We start from the raw sequence: 8896 nt of genomic DNA, 5'->3' as shown, positions 1-8896 counted from the left end.
AAAAACGCCGCGTCGACGCGGCGTTTTTCATTCAGTTCACCGTGCGGCCTACAGGCGCGAATACGCCTGTTCCAGCTCGCGGTTCAGCACGTCGGCGAAATCCGCGCGGGTCGGGTCCAGCTGCGACAGCAGGCGCGCCAGCACGACGTTGTCTTCTTCGCCGTTCCAGATCTTGATGTAGGTGCCTTCCTTGTAGCCGTGCTGCTGGCGGAAGATGTTAAGCACGTTCTTCGACACGTATTGCGTGTAGGCGTCGTTCCAGGTCATTTCGCACGCCGTCATGCTCTGTTCCAGCACTTTGTAGCTGGCGCGGCCGCAGACGGCCAGGCCGCCAATGAGTTCCAGCAGTTCCGGCACGGGCAGGCCGTTCAGCGTATGGGTCTTGCCGTCCAGCACGACCGTGGGCGGCGTGGCCAGGTCGGCCATCAGCGCCGCGGCGGCGTCATCCAGCTGGCCGCGGGCCTCGACGATCGTGTGGGACAGGTAGAAGTGCAGGATGTCGACCAGTTCCATCTGCACCTGGGGCAGGTCGATGGTCTGCTTCTTCCACCACTTCCAGCCGTAGTGCTCCAGGGCTTCGGCGGACTCGACGAACGCGGCGCGCAGGAAACGGGCTCCGCCGTTGACCCAGTCGGGATTGATCATGCTGTTCAAGTGGTCCTGCAGCTTCAGCATCGTGGCCGCTTGGGCCTGGTTCAATCCGACAACGTTATTCACTTTCACTCCGGGGTTCTATAAGGGCTATTCAATCGCGGCGGAAATGTTAGCACTTGGCCACGCCGTCATCGGTGCGCGCGGTGTCAGTCGCCATCCTTGCGGTAGGACGATTTCAGCGGGGGCAATTTGCCCAGCAGCGCTTTACCCGGTTTGCGCGCGGCGCCGGCCGCCTTGACCAGCATGAACGCGAAGAATCCCAGGAAGATCGCGGGCACCAGCGCGTCCAGATCGAACTGCGGGCTGCGAAGCACGCGGAACCCGATCGTGACGGCGGCCCAGCCCGCCAGGATGCCGGCGACAGTCAGGATGGCGCCTATCTTGCGTTGCCGAGCCTGCCGGGCCATCGACACCGTGCCTTCATCATTCTGGACCGGCGCCGTGGAGCCAGGGGAGGCCGCGTCGCGCCGGGACTGCAAGGGCGGCGGCGCCGGCTTGCCCCAAGGCGCGGTGGACAGGGGCTCGGAAGTGGGCGCGGGCACAGGCACGGCTGCGGGCGAGGCCGCTTGCCGGGCGGCTTCGCGCTTATCGGGGACCCGGCCGGGGGTGACGCCGCCGGCGTTGGTCAGATTCTCGATATAGCGCGCGAAATCGCCGTTCTTCGGCTCCAGGTCTATCGCCATGACTCCCTCTTTCGGTTCAGTTGCCGCGCCGAGCCCTGGCCGGTTGACGGCGCTTGCGGACCATGGCGAGCAGAAGTCCGCATCCTAGCAGTACGGAGAGGCCTGCGCCGATCATCATGGCGATCTGTTGGGCGTTTTCCGCGGTGCCCAGGCTGCGCGCGGTGATGTAGCCGGGCGCCAGCATCAGCGGCATCCACAGCAACGCGGACAGCACATTGGCCAGCTGGAAGCGGCTTTGCGCCATGCCCATCACGCCGGCGACCGTGGGAATGGTGGACCGGATCGGGCCCAGGAAGCGGCCGATCAGCACCGATGCGAAGCCGTAGCGGTAAAAGAACAGGCGCGCCCGCGCCACGCCGGTGCGCTGCTGCTTGAGCGGCCAGCGGCGCAAGACGCCGGGCCCGGCCCAGCGCCCTAGCCAATATGACAGTGCATCGCCGACGATGGCCCCCGCGATGCCCCAGGCGATGACGCTCCAGGGCTCAAGCGTGCCGGCGCCGATCAGACCGCCGGTCAGCAACATCAGCGCCGTCGCGGGGATGAACAGGCCCAGCAGGACCATGGATTCGCCCAGGGTCAGCAGGAAGGTGATCGGGCCCGCCCACACCTGGTTGGCCTCGATGAAGAGGCCGATCTTGTCAATGTATTGGTCCATGAAGGCGAAATCTGAAAAGTAGCTGAAAGCAATCGGGTATCTTAACGCCTGCTTCGGTGGCCAAATGTTATCTAGGGCTTTTTAGTGTTAACAGGCTCCAGGCTATCTGAATGATGCGACGTATCGGGGAATTATGGATTCAGTGACACAAGCCGTGCTGGGCGCGGGCATACAAGGCGTCATGCTGGGGCGCTTCCAGGGGCGCCGGGCGCTGATCTACGGGGCGGCGCTGGCCACGGTGCCCGACCTGGACGTGCTGATGCACTATCCGGACCCGGTTTCGCTCATGACCTATCACCGGGGCTTTTCCCATTCGCTATTCGTACTGACCGGCCTGGCGCTGCTGCTGACGTGGCTGATGCGCAAATATTGGCCGCAGGCACCCTACAGCGGCCGAAGGCTGTTCCTGACCTTATGGCTGGTGCTGGTGACGCACCCGGTGCTGGACGCCTTCACGGTCTACGGCACACAGCTGTTCTGGCCGTTCACGCCCATCCCCGAAAGTTGGTCCGCCATCTTCATCATCGATCCGGTCTATACGGTGCCCTTGCTGGCGGCCGTGCTGTTCGCCATCGCGGTCGGCATGACGGACCGCGCGCGCCGCCTGCTGGCGGCCGCCTTGATCTTCAGCACCGGCTATCTGGGTTTCGGCCTGGCTGGCCGGATCATGGCCGAAGACCGGGTGCGCGACGCGATGCGCCAGCAGGGCATCGCCGTCACGGAACTGCGGGCCGTGTCGATGCCGTTCAACACGCTGGTGTGGCGCGTCATCGCCAAGACGGCCGACGGGGATTACTACGAATCGGTCAGCAGCCTGTTCGACCGCGCTCCACCGGAGTGGCTGCGCCAGCCGCTGAACCTGGATCTTTCCCGCACGCTGGCCGACGTGCCCCTGCACCAGCGCCTGCGCTGGTTCACGGACGGGTGGCTGCGCTATGACGCGATCGGCGACGCGCTGGTGGTGTCCGATCTGCGCATGGGCATGGCCGGGCATTACACCTTCCGCTTCAAGATGGCCGAGCGCGCGGCGAACGGCGATTGGAAGCCGGTGACGCCAGCCGTCTGGCCCAGCGAACGGGGCGGGTGGGCCGAATTGAAGCTTGTGCTGGCACGCATCCTGCATTCGCAGCCGCCGCTGCCTTTGGCGGAATGGTCGGAGCTGACGACGAAGTAAGCGCGCCGCTGGTCTTCCCGCCATTCAAGTGAATTAAGCCATCTGCAGTCGACTGTTCTGTGTTGACCGTCTTTGCTTGCGTGCATTATTCTGTTCCCAATTAAGGAACTTAAGTTCCGCTTTATGGAACAAGAATGAGCATTCTAGACGGAGTTCAACGCGTTCTGGCGCTATACGCCGAAGGCGCGGTGGAACTGAGCTTCACCGACGTCGCGGCGCGCCTGGCCATGCCCAAGAGCACGGCCTCGCGGCTGCTGAACCAGATGCAGCACTACGGCATGCTGGACCAGGACGCGGCCACGCGCCGCTATCGTCCGGGCGCCTTGCTGGCGCAGGCAGTGCGCGCCGGCATGGCCGCCACGCCGCTGGACGAAGCCTGCCGCGCGGTGCTTGCCCGCTTGTCGGACGACAGCGGACTGACGGCCTATCTCTCCACGCTTAACCAGCGCGAAACCGTGGTGTTGCAGCGGTTGAACGGGTCGCATCCGGTGCAAGTGCTGTCGCCACCCGGATCCCGCCGCAACGCCTCGGGCACCGCCATGGGCCGGGCATTGCTGTCGCGCCTGACCGATGCCGAATTCCAGGCCTTGTATGGCACTGATCCGGCGCTGCCCCTGCCGATGGAAGGCCGTGACTGCCCGGCGACTGTCGGCGACCTGGCCCGCTTGGTCGCGCAGACGCGTGCGGACCATTGCGGCGTGGCCATCGATCAAGCCATGCCCGGCATCGGCGCGGTGGCGGCGGCGGTGCGCGACCCCGCAACGAACGAATTGCGCGGACTCTGCCTGTCGTTCGTGTCGTTCCAGGCCGACGCCGCCCGCGTGGCGCGCTTGCGTGAATCGGTGCTGCAGCAGGTGGCCGCGCTGGGCCGCGAACTGAACGACCCTTATTGGCTGGCCTGACCCGACGTTTGCCCTTTCGCGCTGCGTCCGCGTGGCGCAATCCAGAACACCCCGGAATTCTTCAGAACCCCTAACGGAACCTTCCTCCATGAACCTTTTGCTACTCAGCAATTCCAGCAGCGATGCCGGTTATCTGGCCCACGCCATGCCGGACATCCGCGAACTGATCGCGTCCCTGCCGGCAGGCGCGCCGGCCGTCTTCGTGCCGTTCGCGGGCGTTACGCGCGACTGGGACGACTACACGGCGCTGGTGGTTTCGGCGCTGGCCGATACCGGCCTGGCCATCCAGGGCCTGCATCGCGCGGCAGATCCGGTGGCCGCGCTGGACAGTGCCGCAGTCATCATCGTGGGGGGCGGCAACACCTTCAATCTGCTGGGCCAGTTGCGCCGCCAAGGCCTGCTGGACGTCGTCGCGCGTCGCGTGCGGGCCGGTGCCGCCTATCTGGGCTGGAGCGCGGGCTCGAACCTGACTTGCCCCAGCATCTGCACCACCAACGACATGCCCATCACGGACCCGGGCGGTTTCGACGCGCTGGGTCTGCTGCCGTTCCAGATCAACCCGCACTACACCAACGCCCATCCGCCCGGGCACCGTGGCGAAACGCGCGCCCAGCGCCTGGCCGAATTCTGCACGCTCAATCCGACGATGCCGGTGCTGGGTTTGCCTGAAGGCGCCGCACTGCGCGTGCGCGGCGGCAAGGTCGCGCTGATCGGGCCGCATGATGCGCCGCTGTTCCTGGGCCAGGCCGAGCCGCGCGTATTCCGCCCGGGCCCCTTGGAGATCCCGGCATGAAGCAAGTGATCGACGCCATTGAACTGCTGTCGTCCGCCCACATCACGGGCGACGCCGTGGCACAAGTGCTGCGCGCAGCCGGTAAGTGCGAGGTGGAAGTCACCCGCCTTGAGCGCGACGGCGCGGCGACGGATTTCCTGTCCATCGTGATCCCCGGCGCGGACGATGCCGCGCCGCAGCTGGGCATCGTGGGCCGCCTGGGCGGCATCGGCGCGCGCCCGGCGGTCACGGGGCTGGTGTCCGACAGCGACGGCGCGGTGGTCGCCATCGCCGCGGCCCTCAAGCTGATGGCGATGGCGCGCCAGGGCGACGTCATGCCCGGCACCGTGCGCATCCGCACCCATATCTGTCCGCGCGCCGGCACGCGCCCGCACCACCCGGTACCGATGATGCGTTCGCCGTTTCCCATGCGCGAAATGATGTCGAACGAAGTGGATCCGCGCATGGACGCGATCCTGTCGGTGGATACAACGCGCGGCAACCGCCTGGTCAACAAGCGCGGCGTGGCGCTGACGCCGGTTGCCAAGCAAGGCTATCTGCTGCGCATCCCGGAAACGATGCTGGACGTGATGGGCTGGGTCAGTGGCGAACTGCCCGTGACCTTGCCGCTGACCACGCAAGACATCACGCCGTATGAAAACGGCCTGTGGCACGTCAACTCGCTGATGCAGCCCGCCATCGTGACGGATGCGCCGGTGGTGGGCGTGGCGCTGACGGCGCAGACCACCGTGCCCGGTTGCGCGACGGGCGTCACGAACGCCGTCGACGCCGACGTCGCGATGCGTTTCTGCATCGAGATCGCCAAGCTGTTTGGCCAGCGCACGATGACGTTCTTCGACGACGCGGAATGGGGCGCGCTGCAAGCCCGCTACGGTTCGATGGCGCATCTGCAGACCGTGGGCCGCGTAGATGGCGGTGCGGCATGAGCGCGCCGCAATCGCGCCGCGTGGCCTTCTTCACCATCGGCGAATCGCCGCGCAGCGATGTCGTGCCCGAGATGGCGCGGCTGCTGGGCGATACCGTGCGAATTGACGAGTTCGGCGCGCTCGATGGGCTGGATGCCGCGGCGCTTGCCGCCATGGCCCCCCGGGATGGCGAATACCGTTTCGCGACGCGCCTGCGCGACGGCGCCCAGATTCAACTGGATGCCGCGGCGGCCGAAGCGCGCTTGGCGCAGGTCATGCGAGAGGCTGACGGCGCGGGCTACGACGTGCTGGTGCCGCTGTGCACGGGCACGGCCATTGCGCCGATGCGCACGCTGGTTGTTGAACCGCAGCAGGTGGTCGACCATCTGGTCGCCGGTCTGTCGCAACACTGCCGCAAGGTAGGGCTGGTGGTGCCGTTGGCCGAGCAGGTCGATTTCTTTCATATGGCCGTGCCGCTGTCCTGCGAGACGCAGGCCGTGCACGCCTCGCCTTACGAGGCTGATGCCGAACAAGCGGCGCGCAATTTCGCGCAAGCGGGCCAGGCTTTGGCGTCGTGCGACCTGATCGTCATGCATTGCATGGGCTATGCCGCCCGCATGCGCGAACGGGTCGCGCAAGCATCGGGCCGGCCGGTCCTGCTGTCCAATCGCCTGGTCGCCCAGGCGCTGTCGCAATTATTGGAATAACGGAGAGTGTCTTTTCATGTTTAGCCTTACTCTGCACCGCGCCGTTGGCGCGCTATTCGCCGTCACCGCCCTGACGGCGGCCCCCACGACAATGGCCGCCGAGGCGTGGAAACCCACCAAGCCCGTGCGGCTGCTGGTGGGCTTCGCGCCCGGCGGTTCCGCGGACACGCTGGCGCGTCTGCTGGCCGAACCGCTGTCGCAGCGGTTGGGCCAGGCCGTTGTCGTTGAAAACCTGGCTGGCGCCGGCGGCAACATCATGGCGTATCGGCTGTCGCAGTCGCCCGCCGACGGCTACACCATTGGTATCGCCGCGGCCGGTTCCATGGCCATCACGCACGTCCTGAACCCCAAGGGCACGAACTACAAGCCCACGGACTTCACGCCCATCACGCTGGCGGCGGTGCAGCCCAACGTGGTCATCGTGAACAAGGACGTCCCGGCCAATAACCTGGCCGAACTCAAGGACTATTTCCAGAAGACGCCGACGGCCACTTACGGCACGGCAGGCGTGGGCATTTCCAACCATCTGATCGCCGAGACCATGCTGTACAAGATGGGCGTGAAGGTCCCGCACGCTGCCTATCGCGGCGCGGCGCCGGTCATCACCGACCTGCTGGGTGGCCACATCGCGATGACGATGGACAACATCTCCACGGCTGCGCCGTTGGCCTCGCAAGGCAAGGTAAAGGCGATTGCCGTCGCGTCGATCAAGCGCGCGCCCCAATTGCCCAACGCGCCCACGCTGGACGAACAAGGCCTGAAGGGGTTCGACATGCCGACGTGGCAAGGCGTGTTCGCGCCGGCAGGCTTGCCCGCCGACGTGCTGGCGGCCTACTACGACGCGCTGCAAGACGTATTGAAGCAGCCTGGCCTGATCGAGAAAATGGCGGGCCTGGGTTCGGAGCCGGTAACGGGCATGACGCCCGAGAAGACCAGCGCGTTCCTGGAAAACGACCGCAAGCAGTGGGCCGATATCGTCAAGGCGGCGAATATCAGCCTGGAGCAGTAAGCTGGGCGGGTGGGGCGGTGCCGGGACACGCCGGCGGATAATTCCGGCATCCCCGCTGCCCCACGCGTACCCTACGCCGGGTACCTTGCCGCGATTTCGGCGATCAACCGGCGTGCCGCATCCAGCTTGTCGCCTGCCGGCAACGGATGCGCGCCTTGCTCATCGAACAGCACCAGTTCGGTGGTGTCCGCGTCCATGACCTTGTGCGCAAGGTTGCCCACCAGCAGCGGAATGCCCTTGCGCGCGCGCTTGGCCTCGGCATGCTCGGCAAGCTTTTCGGTTTCAGCGGCAAAGCCGACGCACCACGGGCCGTTTTCCAGCTTGGCCACTTCGGCCAGGATGTCCGGATTGGGTTCGAATTCCATCAGCGGCGCGCCGCCGCCTTCGCTGGTTTTCTTCAGCTTTTGCGTGCTGACGTTCTTCACGCGCCAATCGGCCACGGCGGCCACGGCGATAAAGATGTCGGCATCGGCCGCGCTGGCCATCACGGCGTCGTGCATCTGGCGCGCGGTCATGACCGATAGCGCCGTCACGCCGCGCGGCACGGGCAGGAACGTGGCGCCCGTAATCAGCGTGACGCGAGCGCCGGCTTCGCGGGCGGCGCGGGCCAGCGCATAGCCGGTCTTGCCCGACGAGCGGTTGCTCAGCACGCGCACGGGGTCCACGGGTTCGGACGTGGGGCCTGCCGTCAGCAGCACATGGCGGCCGGCCAGCAGCTTGGGCTGGAAGAAGGCGATCAGGTCAGTCAGCAGCTCATGCGCTTCCAGCATGCGGCCATCGCCGGTTTCGCCGCAGGCCTGCTCGCCGGCCGACGGGCCCAGCACGCTGATGCCGTCGGCGCGCAACTGTTCCACATTGCGCTGCGTGGCCGGATTGGCCCACATCTCGCGGTTCATCGCGGGCGCCACCAGAAGGGGACAGGCGCGCGCCAGGCACAGCGTCGACAACAGGTCGTCTGCCATGCCGTGCGCCAGCTTCGCCATGAAGTCGGCGCTGGCGGGCGCGATCAGCACGGCGTCCGCGCCGCGCGTCAGATCGATATGCGCCATGTTGTTGGGCACGCGCGCATCCCAGGCGTCCACGAAGACCGGCCGGCCCGACAAGGCCTGCATGGTGACGGGGGTGATGAAGTGCGTGGCGGCTTCGGTCATTACCACATCGACCGTGGCGCCTTGTTCGGTCATGCGCCGCACCAGCTCGGCGATTTTGTAGCAGGCGATGCCCCCGGTCAGACCGAGGACGATGCGTTTGCGGGCGAGATCGAGCATGGGGGCGTGGCGGCGGGTCAGCGCCGTGAAAACGAGGAATGGAGGGTGATTTTATTCTGCATTGCGGCATTGCGCCGTTCGCGATGCGTTCAGGGGGGATCAAATGGGACAAAACGCGGTGTGAAGGGGCGGGGGGGGGGGGGGGG

10 protein-coding genes are annotated in these 8896 nt (G+C 66.3%); 6 read left to right on the top strand and 4 right to left on the bottom strand.

Translation table 11 applies throughout. The features are described 5' to 3' along the window. Positions 1 to 48 precede the first annotated feature (48 nt). The 3 genes from ACE039_RS06220 to ACE039_RS06210 all read right to left on the bottom strand — a co-directional run bounded on the left by ACE039_RS06220 (position 49) and on the right by ACE039_RS06210 (position 1992). Positions 49 to 699 carry a dUTP diphosphatase gene (locus tag ACE039_RS06220; protein ID WP_448710153.1) on the bottom strand — a complete coding sequence of 217 codons (651 nt, stop codon included), beginning with the start codon at positions 697 to 699 and terminating at the stop codon, positions 49 to 51. A 101-nt stretch (positions 700 to 800) separates the two neighbouring features. Then, on the bottom strand, positions 801 to 1337 hold the full coding sequence (locus ACE039_RS06215) for a hypothetical protein (RefSeq protein WP_448710136.1): 537 nt from the start codon (positions 1335 to 1337) through the stop codon (positions 801 to 803). A gap of 16 nt (positions 1338 to 1353) precedes the next feature. After that, a complete protein-coding gene (locus tag ACE039_RS06210; RefSeq protein WP_448710135.1) occupies positions 1354 to 1992 on the bottom strand; it encodes a DedA family protein in 639 nt (212 codons plus the stop codon). Positions 1993 to 2125: 133 nt separating this feature from the next. On the opposite strand from ACE039_RS06210, the gene ACE039_RS06205 reads away from it, so the two are divergent. The 6 genes from ACE039_RS06205 (at position 2126) to ACE039_RS06180 (ending at position 7482) form a co-directional block, all read left to right on the top strand. Further along, positions 2126 to 3166, top strand: a complete 1041-nt coding sequence (locus tag ACE039_RS06205) for a metal-dependent hydrolase (RefSeq protein ID WP_485821938.1) — start codon at positions 2126 to 2128, stop codon at positions 3164 to 3166. 134 nt (positions 3167 to 3300) lie between these two features. Further along, entirely contained in the window at positions 3301 to 4068 is a 768-nt protein-coding gene (locus ACE039_RS06200; protein ID WP_485821937.1) for an IclR family transcriptional regulator, read from the top strand. Positions 4069 to 4156: 88 nt separating this feature from the next. Further along, positions 4157 to 4861 (top strand): dipeptidase PepE, encoded by a 705-nt coding sequence (gene pepE / locus ACE039_RS06195; protein WP_313463615.1) that lies wholly within the window; start codon positions 4157 to 4159, stop codon positions 4859 to 4861. Then, positions 4858 to 5787 carry a DUF1177 domain-containing protein gene (locus ACE039_RS06190; RefSeq protein ID WP_448710133.1) on the top strand — a complete coding sequence of 310 codons (930 nt, stop codon included), beginning with the start codon at positions 4858 to 4860 and terminating at the stop codon, positions 5785 to 5787. The genes pepE and ACE039_RS06190 overlap by 4 nt, the downstream gene beginning before the upstream one ends. After that, entirely contained in the window at positions 5784 to 6473 is a 690-nt protein-coding gene (locus tag ACE039_RS06185) for an AroM family protein (RefSeq protein ID WP_485821936.1), read from the top strand. Before ACE039_RS06190 ends, ACE039_RS06185 begins: the two co-directional genes overlap by 4 nt. Before the next feature lie 16 nt (positions 6474 to 6489). Further along, on the top strand, positions 6490 to 7482 hold the full coding sequence (locus ACE039_RS06180; protein WP_485821935.1) for a Bug family tripartite tricarboxylate transporter substrate binding protein: 993 nt from the start codon (positions 6490 to 6492) through the stop codon (positions 7480 to 7482). A gap of 71 nt (positions 7483 to 7553) precedes the next feature. Here ACE039_RS06180 and coaBC read toward each other — a convergent pair whose 3' ends face one another. Next, positions 7554 to 8750: a bifunctional phosphopantothenoylcysteine decarboxylase/phosphopantothenate--cysteine ligase CoaBC gene (coaBC, locus tag ACE039_RS06175; RefSeq protein WP_105557630.1), complete on the bottom strand. Its 1197-nt coding sequence runs from the start codon at positions 8748 to 8750 to the stop codon at positions 7554 to 7556. Between the last annotated feature and the right edge of the window lie 146 nt (positions 8751 to 8896).

This window comes from Achromobacter maghribensis (assembly GCF_057334215.1).
The sequence above is the reverse complement of the archived record's forward strand: the minus strand, read 5'-3'. Positions and strand labels throughout refer to the sequence as shown.